Here is a 17,656-nt window from a genome sequence, read left to right as displayed (position 1 = left end):
TCTTTCCATTTTTTCAAAAAAATTACCTCTCTTGTTTTAAAACCTGTATATTTGCAATAAAAATCTGATTAAAACTAAAACACATATTGGCATGCATATTAGAAACGCCAAGAAGCCCATCATTATTTAAATTGCTAATCGAGCACAGATAATAAGTTAAAAGCAAACAAGAACCACTCTCAAGCTCTTTTGTAAACTCAAACCTAAATCTATTCTCGTGTAAAAACTCTAAAAAGTGTTCATACACTTTACAAACGTTCTCATAAGAATCTCTGTAAGCTTTAAGTAAAATAAAACTTAAAAAATAAAGAGAAAACCTTAATCTAAACTCATTAAACTCTTTAAAAGAATTTCTACCCCCCAGATTTCTGGGAGTAAGCCCCTCGAAAGACTCACTTTTTAATACAAGTAAATTACTAGTATTTGTAGCAAACTTTTCTAAATATGGATGATTATAGGTATTTAAGATTTCCAATTCTATTTCTTTAAGATCCAAATATTTTTTAAAGTTTGTAAGTATTTTTATTAAAAACTGTACAGATTCATTTAGTCCTACAATCATGATTGTCCTTTTCTTTTGCCTTTAAAAGGTTTGGGGTTTTAATGCTTTTAAGAAACCTTTTAAATTCTTTAGCTTCTTTGGGCATAGACGCTTTTTTTAAGCTTAAGTCTATTTGCCTGCTAAGTGAATAATTTTTACAAAAAACCTTAAACTGATCTTTTATTTCAACAAGCCCTTTTTGAATAGATTTTCTAAAAGCTGTTTTTATTCCTTTGTTTGAAAAAATATTAGAATAAAACTCTTTGTAAAAGGCTTTTGCTAGTTTGAAATCAAGCTCTCCTTTAAGTTCTTCAGATTTGATATTAATGCTATTTTCTGCATTAAAAGAATTGTTTTTAAATTTAATTTTTACACTCAACAAGAGCTCCTTAAAACCAGAGTATTGTAATTTAGGCCTTCTTTGTAGCTCTTTAGCACTCCCAAGATCGAATAAACATCATCAAAAATCTTAACCAAATCTCCGTACTCAAATCCCAAATTATCAAGAGTATACACCTTGGCATAAATATTTTTGTCAAAAATATTTACACCTTCAATCTCAACCACTTCTTCTGGATTTATTAACAAAAACATTCCTTGAAAAACAACAGTATCAGAACTTTTAAATATAGCTTCATAAGATGCGCTTATTGGATCTTTGATTATTCTAAACTTACAGAAAAAAAGTTCTTGTGAATATATACCTATAATATTACTTAAACCTGTATTAATCATCTCTAAAGACTTCATTTAACCACTCCTATTAGAGAGCCTTTTGCTCTTAAATCTTTTATTAAACTATCCAAACATTTGCAAAAATCACCCCCACAGCTGCTGGAGTCAAGATTTGTGGGGAAATATTCTAATGATATCTCTTTAAATTTTTCAGACTTGATGTTATTTAAACTAAAACCTTTTAATCTGTTTCGTTTTTTTAGCTCACAACCAATAAAATAATAAATCAAAACAAACATTGTAGAATCATTTAAATTTTTAATTCTTATTTTCTTAAGAATTAAAATATTCTCAAGTAAATTTAAATATAAAGAAAATTCTTTAATGCTTAGATCTTTAAAATCAAGCATTAAAAGACTAAGTATTTGCTCATACACCGTTTGAAGTGGTCCTGAATTCTCACTCTTTAGAGTTTCTAAATTTTCACTTAAAGCCTGATTGGTATCTAATTTGCTATTATTCATTTTTTAGCTCAATTTTATTCTAAGGATTGAATTTTTTGTTGCCAAAATTGTTCCAATAGAAAAGTCAAGAAAACTTGTTCTAAAATTGCTACTTGAAACTTCTGTGTATGAATTTAATATTGGCTGATGCCCGTCTTTTAAAAGCAGTAGTTTGCTACTTCTTGGATATATTAAAATTTCATCGTCTAGCAAATTTGTAGTCTCAAGCTCAATATCTGCATCATTATTAATTGCGCTTATAAAATCAAAAAGCATGTCTTTGTATGAATAATTGTTGTTTGGAAGCCTTTCAAGAAGACGACCTTTGATTTTGCTGGTTGTAAGTATTTTAAAAGGCACCTTTCTTTCATCTTCTAAATTAATCTTTGAAAGTTCATCATTTATTGATTTTATTTGATCTAATATGTTTGTCTGTTTAACTGTTTTATCTATTTGGTTTGGGAGATTCAAAAGTCCGTACATAGTTTCATTGTTAAACTCATCAACAAGAAGAGTTCTTTTGCTGCCTCTTGAGAGTGTAAGCCCGCCTCTTAAATAGTGTGCACTCATTAACTTTTGTATCTCAATTATTGCTCCCAAGAGCCCTTCTCTCATGTTAATATTTGTGCTTGCCTCTACACTAAATTTTCCATCTGGTGCATAGTACTTAAATGCATACTGAAAAGGCAAATAATTAATTTTTACTATTTGTCTTTGGAACTTTATTGTTGAGACTGTGTTAAAATCATTAACCTTTAATGTAGGAACGTCTGTTAAGTTAGAATACCACTTAATAATTCTGTCGCTTCCAAGAGAAATATTGCTACTTTGTATTTGCTGTGAATCTAGAAAATGATAATATTCCGGGATTGGGCATTCTTTAACCAAAACATCCCTTACTGTGTTTATATATTCGTCGTTATTTAATATGCTCTCATCCATTTCAAATTCTCCTATTTTAAATTCTCCTATTTAAATTGCATCTTTTATTTGCTTGACCAAAAAAAGAACTCTAACCCCATAAACATCTCTTCTGTCTTTAAATTCTAAAGCAGGGCCTAATGCTAAAGCGTGAATAACTGATGCATTCTTGCTAGATTTTTCTAAAACCCCTTCGCTGTTTATTATTAATTTGTCTTCCGCTTTAATAGTTTTGTCTTTGGTAATCAAAACACATTCAAAACTACAAGTAATCGGAACAACCGTCCCGGTTTTTGAAAAATCGTCAAAGTCCACACAAACTCCGTAAAGATCACTGCCACCGCCTCTTGCTATTTGTAAATGCGAGCCATTAACAATTAGCTTAACCCCACATTTGTAGCAAAAATCTAAAGCTTGGTAATTTTCAAACTTATCAGCAGGAGAGCTTTTAAGTCCGCCTTTTTGAGAAAAATAAAACCCTTCTTCTTGAAACTTAAAGCTGCTCTCAAACACCGGGTAACTACCAGCAGTAACGCTTTGTAGTTTGTCTAAAACAATTTTTTGAGCCTGATTTTTCTTCAAACTTTCAAGCTGACTTTCAAGTTCTACTTTTGATGCTTTTAGTTTTTCTATCTCTTTTTGAAAATCAATTGAATCACTCATTAATAATCTCCTTTTTTAAATTAATTTTTATTTAATTTTTATTTAATTTTCATTCAAATTTTTCATTACAAGCTTAAATTCCAAAAATTTAAACAATTTAAGCCAATGCTTTTTTATTAAAATAAAATTCATTCTTAATCTCTTCCCACTCATTAAGCATTGCTTTTCTTAAATCATGATGCGTGTTAAAAAAAGCATTCCCGGCTCTTAAATTATTTTTTTGATCTAAGTTTATTCTTTGAAAATTTATAACTTTGTATGAATTTTCTGAATTCTTATTCTGATCAATGTTGGTCCTTGCAAGCCTTATTAGTATTGCGCGGGAACGAAGGTCAATCTCTTCAAGGGGGCAAGTTCCAGCTACCGCAAATATTTGATCTGATTTTACATACTTTCTAATAAGCTCTTCAGCTTGTCCTTTTACAACCTCTTTAAAAGAATACCCTTTTGCTAAAAGATTTTCTGTATTATACTCAAAACTTAAATTATCATTTGCAAGTTTATTTATCTCAACAGATTCTCTTAAATCATTGTGAAAAGAATTGCCGGCTGGGTTGCTGCTTGCACTTTTGAGATTTTTATATTCCAAGAATTCTTTAACCAACGCGTCGCTTAAAACTTCATTGTTTTTAACTCCGGGCTCTTTTAAATCTTCTTGGCTGTTTTTGTCTGCAATTGATGCCATTTTTTCCATAATTACTCCTTTTAAATAACCAAACTTAATTGTTCTTTTAAATTTTCTTTTGCCTTGTCGCTTAGATTTTCATTTTCAATTAGCTTTAAATATTTAAAATAAACATCAAGAAGCAAATTGTCTTTTTGAAGTCTTTGCTCATAACTTAAAGCTTCAAGCTCATTAAACTTCATATTTAATCTGTAATATTTGTTAAGCTTGAGATTGCACGCATTAGCAACAGATTCTTGAACGCCTTTTAAATAATCATAATAATTACTTTTGTCTCCCTTGCCGCTGCTACCAAGCCCTTTGACTTGCTCATTAAAACTTCTAGTTAAAGGCTCTTTAGTATCAGCACCAATTTTTGCTTTAACAAGCTCAAATGCGTCTTTTAAAAACTCTAAATCATATTTTATTACCTCTAGGCGCGCATTCTCTGATGCTGTATAAAAAATTCCATCATTGTTTAGGGCGCTTTTAATCTTGCCAAGCTCTCTGCTAAGCTGCTCAGAAGCGCCGCTTAATTCTTGCAAGCTTTTGTTTGGCTGTTGAGCTTTAAAAAAGGTAGAAAATATTTTGCCTTTACTGTTTGCCAAAGCGTTAATTTCTTCTTTTGCAAGCTCTAAAGATTCAATAAGTTCTACCAAATGTTCGTCTTTGTAAAACAAAAAATTATAATTTCTTATTCTTTTTTCTATTTCAAAATAAATTTGCTCTAAAAGACAAATGTTAAGCAGTAAACTTTGCGTGTAGGCGGGCTCTTGCGTGCCTAAAACATAATCATAATTTTCATAAATTATTACTCTGCTTTTATCTATTTTTACAACCCTTGCCTTCTCAAAACCCTCCCGGTCTTTTGAATTAGAAAGGTACTCTATGTAGCTAGAATCTCTTTTGTTAATAATTTTTTGAAAATCCAAATATTTAAAACCTGTGGGTAATTCGCTATTAACTTTTTTGCTTAAATCTTCATCTTCGCTTTTGGGTTTTACTAAAATATAACCTGCTCCATTAAATCTATAGCTTATCATTGCTTCAAGAAGCGCTTCTTTTAACTCTACCTTTAAACCAAAAAGAGAGCTACTGCTTTCTTTCAAACAAGACGTTTCAAGTAGGCTTAAATTAATTCCATTCTTGAGCGCATCTTCTGCTGTACTTTCTATGTAATTTCTAAAAAAAATTGAATATCTGTAAACATCAATAGGATTAATTTGGGATTTATTGTTTTTTATTTCCATTTTAAATTCGTTAATTATTTTTTTAAATATCATTATACATTATTATATCAAAAACAGTTTTTTATGCAAATTATTATTATTTAATATTAATTATCAAACAATACTGATATACAAAATGTAAATATTAATGTAAATATTAAAATTCATTTAAAATTTTTAAAAAAAACTAATACGTTTTAGAGGATTTATGCTAATATTAATTAAAGAATATAAGTAAAACTTATAAAATATTCTGCTTACTTTTGCTCGCATTGTTAAAAGATATGAATTATAAAATAATATTAAAAAGAAAATTAAATTAATACTTTATCCAATCCCAATAAATATTAAAAAGGTAGAGAGCTGTTTCTCTACCTTTTAATATTGAAGTGCAGAAAATCCTATTACATTCAACTAAATGTAAAAAATAAACCCTGCTTGCCTTCTATTCCTCTTTGAGCAATAATAGATGCCGCCAAAAGGGATGCTCTTATTGCCTTTATTAAGGCTTTGTCTGCTTGAAATGTGGATTTAATAACTAAAAGTAGCCCAGAAAGAAATTCTCTTTTCTTTAAATTTTCAATGCTATTAATCTCCTCTTCAGCTGATTTTATTCCTTCTTCATCTTCATGTAAAAAATTAATCTCTTTTAACCCCACTGAGTCAATTTCACTTACTGTATGAGAATCAAAATTGACTACTGTCCAATAAAATACTTTTAAAATCTTGTCAACAATCCTAAATGTTATAGGAATATCAAAATCAGGAATTTTATCAAATTCTAAAAGCAGGTGATTGTTTAGCCTTTTGGCTAGATTGATCACAGAAACAAGTTTTGATTTTGATTTTTGAATCCCTAAATGCGCATCTTGTAAATCCTTTGTATTTAAAATTTTATTTAGATTAGCCTCTACTTCTAAGGCAGAATTAATGATTTGAGTTGATAATTCTTTGACAAATTCAATATTATTAAATTTGAAATCTTGGAAATTACTCTTTACGTCATTGTTCTCACTCATACCCTAATAAAGATATCTCCTTAAAAAGATACTTAAAGGGTATAACTTGAAAGTCTTTTAAAAAATATAAAAACAAGTTCTATCAAGAACCTGTCTTTATAAAAAAATCACAAATCACATTTCATGCGGTTTAAATATTTCCACAATTTTCCAAATTTTTTAATTCGTTGTTACTATCACTTTGGGTAAACACCCTTTTGATTACTTTAAAAATCTCTTCATTACATTTCTCAGGCTTTTGAACGCTCTCATCATCGCTTTTTTTGTATTCATCAACGCCAAACGCATCAGCTACCTTTTGGAAAAATAAACTTAAAGCCCCGCCAGTGCTATTTTTAATTTTGTAACAAATATATTCTTTAAGGCTCAAAGATTGCTGCTCAGTGGGTCTTTGCTTTTTGCTTGCATCTACTGCTTTAGATACAATCCCGCAAATATTATCAAAAGAACTTATAAACTCTTTTTGTCTGTTAACATCCTTAGAAAGCCAATCAAAAAATTCTTTATAAGATTTCTCGTACTCAGCTTTTAAATTATCCTCTCTACCATTAACGCCCATTGCATCTTTTAAAAATATTTTTAAAGTCTCCAACTTTTCAGCTTCTTTAGAAGTTAAAGAATTCTCTTTGGGAATCAAATCTTTAACTACATCGCCAACAACAAGAGGAATGACATCTCCAGAATCAATTTCTGTAAGCGACTTAACATCACCAAACTGTTTACAAGAAAACACCGCTAATAACATTAATAAAATATTTGTCTTTTGCATCACAACCTCCGCTAAAATAAGTTGTCATTATAGTTCATTTTTTAGCATTCTCAAAACATGCAAATAAAGGTTTAATTTTATTTGAAAAAAACAAAGAGAGAGATATATTTGTCTTATTGTTATAAATCAACAATTCATTGAAAACTTCTTTAAAACTACAAATAGGGTCTGACGGCCTTATTTGTAGTTTTAAAATAAAAAATGTCTACTAAGTGGACAAATGATGTGTTTTTTTGGTCTTTTTCTTTAAATTTCCTTTGAATAAAAAATAAAAATATTTAAATTAGCAAATAAACAAAAAATAACAAAGCCTTGAAGCGTTAAACAAAGATATAAAATATTTTAAAAAATTATATTGCAATATAATTTGCTATTAATTATTGCAAATACAAAGGAGGCGCAAAGAATATGTTAATAAAAAAAAAGTTACTTTTAACACTAGGCATTGCTGCTGCAATATCGTGCACAATCTCTAAACAAAAAGATGATATTATCTTTGGCGTTGGAATTGGAAAGAAACCAACATCACTTGATCCACAATTTTGCAGCGATAAAATAGGCAATTTAATTGTAAGCGAACTATTTGTCGGGCTTTTAAGGGGGGATCCCAAAACGGGTGGCTACAGACCAGGACTTGCAAAAAATTGGGACATTTCTTACGACAACACTTGCTACACATTCCACTTAAGAGACGACATTTATTGGAGTGATGGAGTTAAAATAACAGCAAGTACCATTAGAGATTCCTACATAATGGCCTTAGAAAATGAGCTTAATGTGCCAAATATTAACATGCTAATATCAAAGATAAAAAATGCAAAAGAATTCCACGAAACAAAATTAAATGCAGATGAAGTTGGAATAAAAGTTATTAATGATCATACTTTAGAAATAACTCTATCTCGCCCAACAACATATTTTCTTGATATGCTTACACACCCAATATTTATGCCTATTCCTACTCACGTTGTTAAAAAGTTTGGAAATAAATGGACAGACGTAGAAAACATAGTTACAAACGGACCCTTTAAGCTAAAAAGAAGTATTTTAAACGAAGAAATATCTCTTGAAAAGAATATAAAATTTTATGATGCTAAAAACGTTGCTATTAATGAGCTTGTATTTGTTACTATAAACGACGCCCGCAGAATTTACAGCATGTATGAGCACAATGAAATAGATGCTATTTTTAACAACATTCCCTTAACCCTTATTAATGAGCTTATCTTAAGAGAAGATTTTTATTCAGCTGACATTAATCAAATTGGGTTTTTTTCATTAAATACAAATATTAAACCTCTTAACAATCCAAAAGTAAGAGAAGCATTGGCTCTTGCGGTTGACAGAGAAACTCTCGTTTACAGAGTGCTTGATAACAACTTTAAAGCAACAAGAAAAATAAGCCCTAATATTAACAACTATAATTATGGGAAAAAGCTAAAGCCATACAACCCAAGAAAAGCAGAAAAACTTTTAGCTGAAGCGGGATATCCGGATGGAAAAAATTTTCCAACGCTTACAATAAAATACAATAAAAATGACCTTGAAAAAGAAGTTGTAAATTTTATTCAAAGCCAATGGAAAAAAGTTTTAAATATTGATATAGAAATTGAACCTGAGACATGGACTAACCACATATCAAACATTCTAAAAGGTCAATATGAGATCTCAGTAAGTTCCTGGCAAGGAGATTATTTAGATCCCATGGCATTCTTTAATGTATTTGAAACTAAAAGCGCACATTTTGTATCTTACGGATATTCAAATCCCGAACTTGATGAGCTTATAATCAAATCTGATCTTGAGGGAGATGAAAAACTAAGATTAGAAATATTAAAAAAGATAGAAGAAATAATTATTGAAAATGATTATCCAATAATTCCAATATACAGTGTTGCAGGAAACTATCTTTTTAAAAATGATAAATGGACAGGGTGGAATACAAATAATTCAGAAAGATTTGCCCTATCAGAAATAAAACCTTTAGAGGAATAAATGCTTTTTTATAAGTAGAGTCTGTAATTTTGGGCTCTATTTATAAAAAACTTATTATAAACTTATTTTTGAATTAGCGCTAAAGAGCTCTCTTTTAGATAAATCAAGTCCTTTAAAACCTTATTAAAGTCAATGCTATTGCTAAGAATGTAACTGTATATTTCTCTTAATTTTTCATCTATATCTGAATATTTTTGATTTAAAAGTCTCAATTCTGGCTGTGGATCAAAAGCGGCATAACTACCACCACTTAACATATTAAGCTTGCTTAAGCTGATGCTACTTTTTTCTATTAACCCGTGCTGTACTTTTAAAATCTCTAATATTTTGCTTAAAAGATTAATTTTTTGTTCACTAGATTCGCTAAAAAAATTGCCAACTTTAATCTCATTATAATTAGATATCCGAGAGCTTATTTTATCAGTTAGGCTTTTAAATTTTATTTGAATTTTTAAAATAGCATTTTCTCTCTCAGATAAAGAAAGCTTAGAAAAATTTAAATCATATTGATTAAAGTTATTTTGTTTCATATTAGAAAAATCAAAAATCATTTAAATAACAAGAACTTGCTATTACCGCAAATATATATACATAAATATATCTCTTCATGTATATTCTCCTAATTTAAATTTAGGAGTAAATTTAAATTATCTCAAAAACACAAAATTATTTTAAATAACTAAAAAACATACATCTTTTGCATAAATCCGCCATTTAATTTAAATATATTGCTTAACATTAAAATTACTTTAAAATTTTTAATAAGTTTAACAAGCTTAATACGCTTAATACGTTTAATTCTTTCTAGTTAATTTAAGCTTTTTTATTTCTACGATATCGCTCTCTGGCTCTTAATTTAAGTTTTTCCCTGTTTTTTTGATAATACTCTCTGTTATAATCTGAGGCTTTCTGCTTATTTTTGGACAATAACCTTTTATTGTTTAATTTGTTAAAAGAACTACAACCCAAAAAACACATTAAAAAAAAAAGTAAACTGGCAATTCTCATATTTCCCTCTCCTTGAAATACATTTGAATAGATAAATCTTAAAAATGCCTTGAACCAGGCAAATTCGGCAAACTTGGTAAATTTTTCTACTAATTTAATAAAATTAAATTGAATTTAATCAAAATCTATTCAAATTGATGTAAAAATAACTTTCTTTCTAAAAACAACTTAATTGAAGTATCTTCAACTCTAAGGTTCTTGAGAGAAAAATAAAAAAATTCTGATTTTCATAGCAACTCCCCTTTAAAGTAAAAAATAATAAAAATTAAATTATAAATCATATCAACAATATTTCCCAAATAAATAACCTTGAAAAATAATTTTTCAAAACTTTTAAAAGATTAAATGTTGGCTTTTTATTTTTTATAAAAAATTATATTTTTTAATAAAAAATTTTAATTGTTTTAAAAATTTATTTAATATTGCTTTGACCCAGATTTAAGGCAAATAGAAATTTTTTAACAAAATTAGCAAAAAAGACAAAAACTTTTTAAATAATCCTTAATAAGAAGAAACTTATATTAACAGCTAAAAATTTAGATCAAATTATAAATATTTAAACTTGCCGAAATGAAATAATTTTTCTTTATAATTTAGCGTTAAAAGAAGATAGGCATTTGCAAGAGAATCAAGCGCATCATCTTTTGTTTTACCGTCTCCTTTGTAGCTGTAAATATCAGATACTACATTTTTATTTATTATTTTTAAAAATTCTATTTTGCGGCTTTCAAACAAAGGAATAAGCGCACAGATTCTTTTAAATTTATTGCTTAAGGGCTTTATTGGCGCAACTTTAAAATAGTTAATGCTTTTGTTTCTTAAAAAAAGAATTGTTTTAGTTAAAATTCCATCTCCTTTGGTACTATCTCTCTCTTCAATATAAACAGTATTTACATTGAAATTTTCTATTAAAACTTGAATAGAAGAAAGCATTAAACTATCACTTACTGGTTTTTGATCTTGATAAAGATATGCATAAAACTTCTCAAAAGTACGCTCTAAAACACAAATGGCTGTGTTGTCTCCACCCACTGAGAATGCAGGATCAATGTACATTATCGGGCTTTTAAATTCATAATCTTGATTGAAAATCATCTCATTAAATAAAGTAGATTCATTTAAAATCCATTCCCCGTAAAGCACGCGCGCCTTATAAGCGGGAAAACGTTTGTAAAGTTTCTCCTGAGTTTGAATAAAATCTGCTGAATTTAAGGGGTTGTCGTACGTTGTAAAATTATATGTCTTAAAAACATCTGTATTTTCAATATAGTCTGTTTTAAAATAGTGCGCTGGATGATCCGGATTTGTATCAAAAATAATTATTTCTTTACCCTTTCTAAGCCTTTTGACAACCTCAAGTAAAGTTTCTCTGTGAATTACTGTTGCTTCATTTACATAAATTATTGCACTATTGCCCCCACGAATCTTAGAAAAAGCATCTCTGTTTTTACCCCCGTAAATATTAAGCTTAAGACCTGCTATTTTACAAAAAGACTGCCCACTTTTCTTTTTCTGATATTCAATTCCTAGTAAGTTGCAAATTTTTTCTATTTGCTTTAAGGTATTTGTCATTAACAAGCCAATAGAGTTGCCTATAATAAAATTATTGGTATCTTGCTCATAAAAAGATTTGTTTTCAATTAGCTTTTTAACAAGCAAATATGAGGCTAAAAACGTCTTGCCACTTGCAATCCCGCCGCTAAATATTACTTTTGAATAATTATTACTTTCTATATCAAAAAGAACTTCCTTTTGCTTAACGGTTAAGTATTTTCTTTCAAAATCTTTAAAACAAATGTTGGGTGGTTTTGGCTTAATATAATCCAAAATATTAATATTAAACTTATTTTTAAACTTTTTCTCAAGATTGAGAAATGCTGGAAATCTTAAAAATTTCAAATTTTACTCCAATTTTAAATTCTTACTACTTAAAATAGACTTAAGCTTAACAAGAGCGTCAAAATCCTCTCTCATGCAAATAGTAATAAGCTTTTTTTCAATCTCTTCTCTTTCTTTAATCTTACAAGAAAGCTCTCCTTTAAGGTTTTCTTGTTCTTTAAGGCCTCTTTTTTTGTTGCCACTAATCTCGCCTTGAAGTTTGCTAATTTTTAAATCCAAAATTAATGCATCCTTTTTTATTGACGCTAAGCTGAGATTTTTATATTTGTTATGGGAATCAATAAAAGAACGAGCCATCTCGTAAAATAACCTTTCAGCTTCGTTTTTGGCATTTTCAAGCTCACAGGCCTTTTTTGTAGCAAGTAGTATTAAATTATTGAAATTATCCTCATTAAAAGGCTCTTTAGCAATGCTTTCTCCTGCTTGGTCGCTAGAAATAGACTTCTTTTTGCAAACAGAATCATCAGATTTAAAATATTTGTTTCGGGCTTTTGCTACAAAAGATTCACTAACGCCTAAAATTTGAGCAATGTCTAAATCTTTTAAACCTTTTTTAAATAAAAAAATATATTCTTCTTTTCTATTTTTAAATATCATTGTTTTATTTTAATTAAGTTCTTTTAAAAACTCAAGAAAAATTATTGTTTTTTTATTGTGAATATTTTAATTAACGAGATATATTTTTTAAATAGAATAAAATTAATAAAAATAAATGGTAAAAGAAAAAAGAAATGTTTAAAATAAAATATATTTTGTTGCCAGCGGTAATGTTATCGTGCAATATGGACGGCGGGGCATTTACTAGGGAGCAAAAAACAAAAATCCGAAAAATCGTTGTTAACAAACAAAACAAAAAATTAAAACGCTCAATAGAAACTGCTAAGAATAATGCAGATAATGAAAGCTTACTAAGCATAATAATCAAAGGAAAAAATAAAATAGTCTCTAAAGCTGGCAAAACAGAACAATTTCTTAAGGACTTAAAAGGCATTTTCAAGCCCTATGGGCCTGCCAGCCACACTCCTATTCTTAATTAAAACAGTATCAAAATAGTCAAAATACTCAAAAGAGAAGCCAATAAATTGCGGGAGCATGGCTTCTCTTTTATTTTTAAGACCTAAATTTTTAGATCTTTGCTTTAATTTATAAAATAATACAAAATAACTAATTTGTATTATTTTGACAAACTGGAAATAAATATCAAAATTACAAACTCGCTTATAAGGCTAGCTTATAACTCCAAACAATGTTACTGCTATATTTGCATAAAACAAATTCATGCCCCCTAACAAAAATAAAATTAAAACTGATAGGGCTTAAAAATAGCGGTTTTAAAATAAAAGTTTTGCAACTTAGTAAAAATGCAAAAATTGTATTGACTTTTTTATCAAATCTATTACCAATTTATTTTATTTTATTTTTAATAAACTGGGCTAAAATTTAGATTTATTTAAATAAGCTTAATATTAAAGGAGGTTAAATGAAGCAATTAAATGTAATAGCCATAGCTTTGTTTTTTACTTTATTGGTTGCATGCAATATTGGTCTAATAAAAAAAACAAAGCTAGTGCTTGAATCATCCTCTAGAGATTTAAAAAACAAAATTTTAAAAATTAAAAAAGAAGCGACCGACAAGGGAGTGCGCTTTATAGCTTTTACAAAAAGTAAAACCGGCTCTAAAGTGACAAATGGCGGACCTGCATTAAGAGAAGCAAAAATACAAGCCATTGGCGAAACAGGAAAGTTTCTAAAGATAATAGAAGAAGAAGCTTTAAAAATTAAAGAAACTGGCAAAAGTAGTCAATTCTTAGCTATGTCTGACTTAATGCTTGACGTTGTAGAATCACTAGAAGAGGTTGGGATAAAAGATGTAAAAGCCCGTGTTTTAGAGGACACTAAAAACACCCCTATAAACACAGCCGAAAGATTGCTTGCGGTTAAAGTTCAAATAGAAAATCAACTAGAAGCAATTAAGGTAAAACAAAATATTGAAAATGAGGAGAAAAAAAATAATAAAAGCAAAAAAAAGAATTAAATATTAAAAATATTATCATTAGAATGGACTAAAAATAAAATTTTTAGCTTGTCCTAATATTTACAATTTATTAATATTGATTTGCTGCTTTTATTAAAATTCAAAAAAAAGGATAAATTATGAATAAATATCAAAAAACTTTCAAAATCTTTAATTTTAAAAATTTACTTAAACTAAGTTTACTTGTTGCCCTCATATCATGCGGATTAACAGGAGAAACAAAAATCATATTAGAACGAAGCGCTAAAGCCATTACAGATGAAATAAATAAAATTAAAAAAGAAGCTGCTGATAACGGTGTAAATTTTGAAGCCTTTAAAGACGGCCAAACAGGTAGCGGGGTATCAGAAGATCCATTTATACTTAAAGCAAAAATGCGAGCTATTGAAGTAGCAGAAAAATTTGTAACAGCGATCGAAGGGGAAGCTACGAAACTTAAAGAGACTGGAAGTAGTGGTGAATTCTCAGCAATGCATAACTTAATGCTTGAGGTTTCAGGGCCATTAGAAAAATTAGGAATACAAAGAATGACACAAACAGTTTCAATGGGAACTGAAAACAATCCTCCAACTACGGCTGAAAGAATACTTGAAATTGCAACAGCAATGAAAACAAAATTACAAAATGTCTATAATAAAAACTACTGCGTCCTTAAAAAGAAGGAAAATTCTAATCTTACTGATGAAAAATGCAAAAATAAAGAATAAACACATTTTTATAATCAGCTTAAAACAATACCCAACCAAATCCATCTGGTTGGGTTTGGTCTTATAATTTAAATGCTAGCTTACAATTAAAATCAACAAATATTAAACTCTTCACCCGATAATCAAGACATAAAATAAGTTAAAGTTACAACAATTCACCTAAAAGACTTAGAATTTAAAATGACATTAATCTTTTCAAACAAAATAATTAAATATTCTTTTTGATATTATTTGAAATTTCTTTCCTTTGGACTTTAAATCAAGACTGTCGTAAAGCACCTTATTATTATCCATTACAAGAAAATGCACAAACGCTTGATCTTTCAGCTTAACCTGTGTTATTTCAAACTCTCTGCCAGCTTTGGGTAAATAAAGCGGGCTCTCATATCTAACCTTAGAAAATATTTTATAATATCTGAGAATTTCACATGGATTTAAAATATAGCAATCATTTCTAATGTAGCCTAATTTTAAAAACCGCTGATAATTTAAATTAACGTCTTTTGTTGTAAAATCAAAACCTGTTAAAACAAATATCCAATAGTGTAAAGATAAAAAATAACATCCGGACTTTTGAATGTCTTTAAACAATTCTGCATTGCTTTGTAATATTTGCTCAATAAACATTTTTAAATACACAATTTTTAAATATAATTTTTAAATAATTAAATATTTCTGACAAATTTTTATTTAAACCTTAGAGTCCAAAAGCTTAATAAGAAAACATTCGGGGTTTTTAGAATCTTTAATATATTATAACCAAGCCACTCAAACCCATTGTTTTTAATGGCAAAAGTTTTAATTAACAATTTGCAGTATTCTTTCCTTTTGATCTTATTAAGCCTTTTCATCTTAACTCCTAATATAAGTTTTTTACTAATATTATAGTATAAAAAAAATTGTGTTTTGTAAATACTTTTCTAAATTTTTCCAAAATTAATATTAAAAAATAAAAACTTTAATTTAAAAGTTAAAGGGTTTATTGGAATTTCTTTTAAAAGAATCCCCAATAAACCCTTTAAGGTAACAGGTCCTTATATTAAGAGCGACACATTGCGTGTCAGTCTGTACCTATAAAGTATACACTAACTTTTCAAGTTTTGCAAATAAATATTTTATTTTCGTTTATTTCTTAAAGTTTCAAATTCTTTTATTATTTTTGATAAAAAATCTTTTTCCTCAAAAAAAATTTTTTCCAAAAGAAAGCTTGTAAGCTTAGCATTTTTTTTGTAAAAAAAATAAGCCTGTTCCTTTTTAAGCTGAAATCTTAGTGGTTTTATTGGGTTTTGGTTAGATTTTTTTAAACTTGAACTTTCTTTTGTTTTAAGAAGGCAAATTGTATCATTGATTCCATTTTTAACTACATACTTTTCTTCAATTAAACCTTCTTCTATTGCTGTTGCAATTTTAAGATATTTATATGTTTGAGTTCTGGCAAGTCTATAATCTTTTGCAAAATCATCAAAACTAGAATAGTTGTCAAGTTTATAATATTCTTTATCTTTAATTTCCTTTAAAACCTTCATTGCTTCTAGTTTACAATAAATTTCTTTTTGGAAATTAATGTTTAATTTTTCTTTAAGCTTATTATAATGAATAAGCGCCTGTTCTTCTTCTCTAACGCTCTCAGATAAATTTCTTTTATTTATCTTTATGTCCACGTATCTCCTCCTTTACAACCTGAGTACACTTAGTGTACGTAACTTGATTTATTTAAAAACGCCGTGAGCGTATTTTGGTACTCTATTATGTAATCCTTCGTCAAATCAAATCTGTCGTTTTTGGCTATTCTTTTATTTAAATCCTCTCTCTCAGATATTGTGCCTAAAAAATTACTATTTTTCTCCAAAACCCTTAAAAGTTCTCTGTGCGTGTTGTTTTTTTTAAATTTAGTGTTGATTAAATACATCGGCAAAGTTAATAATAGCTTGTTCATAAAAAAAGTAAACAAATCTAAACTTTCAACAGCCCATTTCTCTGCTGTTATTGGTATTATTATGTAATTGCTACACACAAGAGCATTTGTTAGGGTAAAATCTAAGCTGGGATTTGTATCAAGTATTATATAATCGTAATGATTGCTTATTAACTTTAGCTGTTCTTTTAATTTAAATTCTTTATATGGAATAGATTCTGAATTAAATTTATGTAATGTTAAATAGCTTGGAATTAAATCCAAATTTTCGTTAATCGTTATTACTGCATTGTCTATATGTAAATTTGATATTAATACCTCATATATATTTTTATTTACTAAATCTACATTATTGTCTTTAATTTTATTGAAAAAATAACTTGTTGTTGAAGCTTGAGTGTCAATATCTATTAAAAGAACCTTGCATTTGATTGAAAGCAATGTGGCAAAAATTAAACTTGTTGTGCTCTTACCAACACCACCTTTTATGCTTGCAACTGTTATTACTTTTGTCTCTTTTTTATCCATTCAGGAATAATTCCCCCTTTTGCCAATTTTTTGCTATAAAAAGTGTAGAGTTCAGTTTCTAGTTCTAAAATGATATTTAAAAGCGTGTTGTAATAGGGGCTGTCAACCCTATCTTTTTTAAGTAAAATATGAAGACCGTTTAAATAACAAAAAACAGAACCTTTTTTAAACTTAAATTCAATGTATTCACATTTTCTAAGAGTATATGTTTCTTTCTTGTTAAAATTCTTTACAATAAATGCTTTGTCAAGCTTTCTTATTCCGTAATAAATTCCCATAAATTCATCATCTTCTCTTATAGAAAATAAATGAAACATACTTATGTCTTCTATGTTGAAGATTCCCCTTAAGGAAATGAAAAATTTAGTAGGTTCATTTTTGCTTATTCCAAATGTATAAAAGTCATTAAAGATTTTAGTATGGTATATCTTTCTGCCTTTAACCTCCTCAATCTTAGAAAAAACATTGGCCTTTTTCCCTTTTTGAGACTTTGGTTTGTTGTTTGTGTTTAATTTTAATTCTTTTTGTTTTTGCTTTAGTCGTTCAAGTAAAGCCGTCATTTTTTTCCTTTTTCCTTAATAGTAA

Annotated in this window: 21 protein-coding genes; 4 read left to right on the top strand and 17 right to left on the bottom strand. The window is 28.2% G+C overall.

From position 1 onward, the window contains the following. Positions 1-22 precede the first annotated feature (22 nt). The 10 genes from QIA22_RS00450 to QIA22_RS00405 all read right to left on the bottom strand — a co-directional run bounded on the left by QIA22_RS00450 (position 23) and on the right by QIA22_RS00405 (position 6,984). Positions 23-562 (bottom strand): DUF764 family protein, encoded by a 540-nt coding sequence (locus QIA22_RS00450; protein WP_301611214.1) that lies wholly within the window; start codon positions 560-562, stop codon positions 23-25. Beyond that, on the bottom strand, positions 543-920 hold the full coding sequence (locus QIA22_RS00445) for a hypothetical protein (protein WP_301611213.1): 378 nt from the start codon (positions 918-920) through the stop codon (positions 543-545). Before QIA22_RS00445 ends, QIA22_RS00450 begins: the two co-directional genes overlap by 20 nt. Beyond that, positions 917-1,291 carry a DUF1506 family protein gene (locus QIA22_RS00440; protein ID WP_301611212.1) on the bottom strand — a complete coding sequence of 125 codons (375 nt, stop codon included), beginning with the start codon at positions 1,289-1,291 and terminating at the stop codon, positions 917-919. The genes QIA22_RS00445 and QIA22_RS00440 overlap by 4 nt, the downstream gene beginning before the upstream one ends. Beyond that, positions 1,288-1,740, bottom strand: a complete 453-nt coding sequence (locus tag QIA22_RS00435) for a DUF3890 domain-containing protein (protein WP_301611211.1) — start codon at positions 1,738-1,740, stop codon at positions 1,288-1,290. The genes QIA22_RS00440 and QIA22_RS00435 overlap by 4 nt, the downstream gene beginning before the upstream one ends. Positions 1,741-1,743: 3 nt before the next feature. Then, positions 1,744-2,661: a hypothetical protein gene (locus tag QIA22_RS00430; protein ID WP_301611210.1), complete on the bottom strand. Its 918-nt coding sequence runs from the start codon at positions 2,659-2,661 to the stop codon at positions 1,744-1,746. Positions 2,662-2,691: 30 nt separating this feature from the next. Then, positions 2,692-3,303 carry a DUF228 domain-containing protein gene (locus QIA22_RS00425; RefSeq protein ID WP_301611209.1) on the bottom strand — a complete coding sequence of 204 codons (612 nt, stop codon included), beginning with the start codon at positions 3,301-3,303 and terminating at the stop codon, positions 2,692-2,694. Positions 3,304-3,400: 97 nt separating this feature from the next. Beyond that, positions 3,401-3,997, bottom strand: a complete 597-nt coding sequence (locus QIA22_RS00420) for a DUF1357 family protein (protein ID WP_301611208.1) — start codon at positions 3,995-3,997, stop codon at positions 3,401-3,403. Between the two features lie 11 nt (positions 3,998-4,008). Then, on the bottom strand, positions 4,009-5,250 hold the full coding sequence (locus tag QIA22_RS00415; protein ID WP_301611207.1) for an anti-CBASS protein Acb1 family protein: 1,242 nt from the start codon (positions 5,248-5,250) through the stop codon (positions 4,009-4,011). Positions 5,251-5,606: 356 nt separating this feature from the next. Beyond that, positions 5,607-6,215 (bottom strand): hypothetical protein, encoded by a 609-nt coding sequence (locus QIA22_RS00410; RefSeq protein WP_301611206.1) that lies wholly within the window; start codon positions 6,213-6,215, stop codon positions 5,607-5,609. A 130-nt stretch (positions 6,216-6,345) separates the two neighbouring features. After that, on the bottom strand, positions 6,346-6,984 hold the full coding sequence (locus tag QIA22_RS00405) for a hypothetical protein (protein ID WP_301611238.1): 639 nt from the start codon (positions 6,982-6,984) through the stop codon (positions 6,346-6,348). Positions 6,985-7,392: 408 nt separating this feature from the next. On the opposite strand from QIA22_RS00405, the gene QIA22_RS00400 reads away from it, so the two are divergent. Continuing rightward, positions 7,393-8,979, top strand: a complete 1,587-nt coding sequence (locus QIA22_RS00400) for a peptide ABC transporter substrate-binding protein (protein WP_301611205.1) — start codon at positions 7,393-7,395, stop codon at positions 8,977-8,979. A 62-nt stretch (positions 8,980-9,041) separates the two neighbouring features. Here the strand turns inward: QIA22_RS00400 and QIA22_RS00395 are convergent, their stop codons facing one another. From QIA22_RS00395 to QIA22_RS00385, 3 genes are all read right to left on the bottom strand, one after another. Beyond that, the gene (locus QIA22_RS00395) at positions 9,042-9,530 is read right to left on the bottom strand and encodes a hypothetical protein (protein ID WP_301611204.1); all 489 of its coding nucleotides are present in this window, start codon (positions 9,528-9,530) and stop codon (positions 9,042-9,044) included. Between the two features lie 1,003 nt (positions 9,531-10,533). Continuing rightward, positions 10,534-11,886, bottom strand: a complete 1,353-nt coding sequence (locus QIA22_RS00390; RefSeq protein ID WP_301611203.1) for a PBSX family phage terminase large subunit — start codon at positions 11,884-11,886, stop codon at positions 10,534-10,536. A 3-nt stretch (positions 11,887-11,889) separates the two neighbouring features. Beyond that, positions 11,890-12,483: a hypothetical protein gene (locus QIA22_RS00385; RefSeq protein ID WP_301611202.1), complete on the bottom strand. Its 594-nt coding sequence runs from the start codon at positions 12,481-12,483 to the stop codon at positions 11,890-11,892. A gap of 134 nt (positions 12,484-12,617) precedes the next feature. On the opposite strand from QIA22_RS00385, the gene QIA22_RS00380 reads away from it, so the two are divergent. The 3 genes from QIA22_RS00380 to dbpA all read left to right on the top strand — a co-directional run bounded on the left by QIA22_RS00380 (position 12,618) and on the right by dbpA (position 14,628). Then, positions 12,618-12,923 (top strand): hypothetical protein, encoded by a 306-nt coding sequence (locus QIA22_RS00380; RefSeq protein ID WP_301611201.1) that lies wholly within the window; start codon positions 12,618-12,620, stop codon positions 12,921-12,923. A gap of 443 nt (positions 12,924-13,366) precedes the next feature. Further along, a complete protein-coding gene (gene dbpB / locus QIA22_RS00375) occupies positions 13,367-13,921 on the top strand; it encodes a decorin-binding protein DbpB (RefSeq protein WP_301611200.1) in 555 nt (184 codons plus the stop codon). 119 nt (positions 13,922-14,040) lie between these two features. After that, positions 14,041-14,628, top strand: coding sequence for a decorin-binding protein DbpA (gene dbpA, locus QIA22_RS00370; protein WP_301611199.1), 588 nt, complete (start codon positions 14,041-14,043; stop codon positions 14,626-14,628). A 195-nt stretch (positions 14,629-14,823) separates the two neighbouring features. On the opposite strand, the gene QIA22_RS00365 is transcribed toward dbpA, so the two are convergent. The 4 genes from QIA22_RS00365 to QIA22_RS00350 form a co-directional block, all read right to left on the bottom strand. Beyond that, complete coding sequence (locus tag QIA22_RS00365; RefSeq protein ID WP_301611198.1) at positions 14,824-15,255, bottom strand: DUF261 domain-containing protein; 432 nt, start codon at positions 15,253-15,255, stop codon at positions 14,824-14,826. Between the two features lie 488 nt (positions 15,256-15,743). After that, positions 15,744-16,289 (bottom strand): chromosome replication/partitioning protein, encoded by a 546-nt coding sequence (locus tag QIA22_RS00360; protein WP_301611197.1) that lies wholly within the window; start codon positions 16,287-16,289, stop codon positions 15,744-15,746. A gap of 29 nt (positions 16,290-16,318) precedes the next feature. Further along, positions 16,319-17,071 (bottom strand): ParA family protein, encoded by a 753-nt coding sequence (locus QIA22_RS00355; protein WP_301611196.1) that lies wholly within the window; start codon positions 17,069-17,071, stop codon positions 16,319-16,321. Further along, complete coding sequence (locus QIA22_RS00350) at positions 17,047-17,631, bottom strand: DUF226 domain-containing protein (RefSeq protein ID WP_301611195.1); 585 nt, start codon at positions 17,629-17,631, stop codon at positions 17,047-17,049. Before QIA22_RS00350 ends, QIA22_RS00355 begins: the two co-directional genes overlap by 25 nt. Positions 17,632-17,656 lie beyond the last annotated feature (25 nt).

The sequence above is a fragment of the Borreliella kurtenbachii genome, from assembly GCF_030437945.2.
In the GTDB taxonomy this organism is placed as follows: Bacteria; Spirochaetota; Spirochaetia; order Borreliales; family Borreliaceae; genus Borreliella; species Borreliella carolinensis.
The sequence above is the reverse complement of the archived record's forward strand: the minus strand, read 5'-3'. Positions and strand labels throughout refer to the sequence as shown.

What these genes read in the sequence shown, in the direction of transcription:
- QIA22_RS00385 (WP_301611202.1), bottom strand. Translation starts at nt 12,483, where the DNA reads ATGATATTTAAAAATAGAAAAGAAGAATATATTTTTTTATTTAAAAAA.
- QIA22_RS00405 (WP_301611238.1), bottom strand. Translation starts at nt 6,984, where the DNA reads ATGCAAAAGACAAATATTTTATTAATGTTATTAGCGGTGTTTTCTTGT.
- QIA22_RS00365 (WP_301611198.1), bottom strand. Translation starts at nt 15,255, where the DNA reads ATGTTTATTGAGCAAATATTACAAAGCAATGCAGAATTGTTTAAAGAC.
- QIA22_RS00415 (WP_301611207.1), bottom strand. Translation starts at nt 5,250, where the DNA reads ATGATATTTAAAAAAATAATTAACGAATTTAAAATGGAAATAAAAAAC.
- QIA22_RS00450 (WP_301611214.1), bottom strand. Translation starts at nt 562, where the DNA reads ATGATTGTAGGACTAAATGAATCTGTACAGTTTTTAATAAAAATACTT.
- QIA22_RS00355 (WP_301611196.1), bottom strand. Translation starts at nt 17,071, where the DNA reads ATGGATAAAAAAGAGACAAAAGTAATAACAGTTGCAAGCATAAAAGGT.
- dbpA (WP_301611199.1), top strand. Translation starts at nt 14,041, where the DNA reads ATGAATAAATATCAAAAAACTTTCAAAATCTTTAATTTTAAAAATTTA.
- QIA22_RS00420 (WP_301611208.1), bottom strand. Translation starts at nt 3,997, where the DNA reads ATGGAAAAAATGGCATCAATTGCAGACAAAAACAGCCAAGAAGATTTA.
- QIA22_RS00350 (WP_301611195.1), bottom strand. Translation starts at nt 17,631, where the DNA reads ATGACGGCTTTACTTGAACGACTAAAGCAAAAACAAAAAGAATTAAAA.
- QIA22_RS00380 (WP_301611201.1), top strand. Translation starts at nt 12,618, where the DNA reads ATGTTTAAAATAAAATATATTTTGTTGCCAGCGGTAATGTTATCGTGC.
- QIA22_RS00440 (WP_301611212.1), bottom strand. Translation starts at nt 1,291, where the DNA reads ATGAAGTCTTTAGAGATGATTAATACAGGTTTAAGTAATATTATAGGT.
- QIA22_RS00425 (WP_301611209.1), bottom strand. Translation starts at nt 3,303, where the DNA reads ATGAGTGATTCAATTGATTTTCAAAAAGAGATAGAAAAACTAAAAGCA.
- QIA22_RS00400 (WP_301611205.1), top strand. Translation starts at nt 7,393, where the DNA reads ATGTTAATAAAAAAAAAGTTACTTTTAACACTAGGCATTGCTGCTGCA.
- QIA22_RS00430 (WP_301611210.1), bottom strand. Translation starts at nt 2,661, where the DNA reads ATGGATGAGAGCATATTAAATAACGACGAATATATAAACACAGTAAGG.
- dbpB (WP_301611200.1), top strand. Translation starts at nt 13,367, where the DNA reads ATGAAGCAATTAAATGTAATAGCCATAGCTTTGTTTTTTACTTTATTG.
- QIA22_RS00410 (WP_301611206.1), bottom strand. Translation starts at nt 6,215, where the DNA reads ATGAGTGAGAACAATGACGTAAAGAGTAATTTCCAAGATTTCAAATTT.
- QIA22_RS00395 (WP_301611204.1), bottom strand. Translation starts at nt 9,530, where the DNA reads ATGATTTTTGATTTTTCTAATATGAAACAAAATAACTTTAATCAATAT.
- QIA22_RS00435 (WP_301611211.1), bottom strand. Translation starts at nt 1,740, where the DNA reads ATGAATAATAGCAAATTAGATACCAATCAGGCTTTAAGTGAAAATTTA.